The sequence below is a fragment of the Faecalibacterium sp. DFI.5.82 genome, from assembly GCF_029076575.1.
In the GTDB taxonomy this organism is placed as follows: Bacteria; Bacillota; Clostridia; order Oscillospirales; family Ruminococcaceae; genus Faecalibacterium; species Faecalibacterium duncaniae.
The window spans coordinates 1-293 of sequence record NZ_JARFIS010000989.1; the positions used below are offsets into that span (position 1 = coordinate 1).

Genomic DNA, 293 nt, shown 5'->3' on the forward strand with positions numbered 1-293 from the left:
GCCCCGGCGTGGAGCCGCAGCCTGAGATCCCGGTCAGGGTCGTTTACGAGGATGCGTTTGCCGTGGTGCTGGAAAAACCGCCCCATCAGGCGGTCCACCCCACACTGAACTACCCTCGGGACACCCTGGCCAACGGCTATGCCGCTTGGGCGGCTGCCCACGGCGAAAGCCCGGTATTCCGCCCGGTGAACCGGATCGTTAAAGACACCAGCGGGCTGGTGCTGGCCGCAAAGAACGGCTTTGCCGCGCCCCTGCTGGCCGAGGGCGTAGAGAAACTCTATTACGCCCTCGGG

General features: G+C 65.9%; 1 protein-coding gene. It reads left to right on the forward strand.

Annotation, left to right across the window (positions count from 1 at the left end; genetic code table 11):
* Nucleotides 1–293 (forward strand): pseudouridine synthase (locus tag P0G09_RS19820; protein ID WP_275253530.1); only part of this gene is annotated, 293 nt, incomplete at both ends.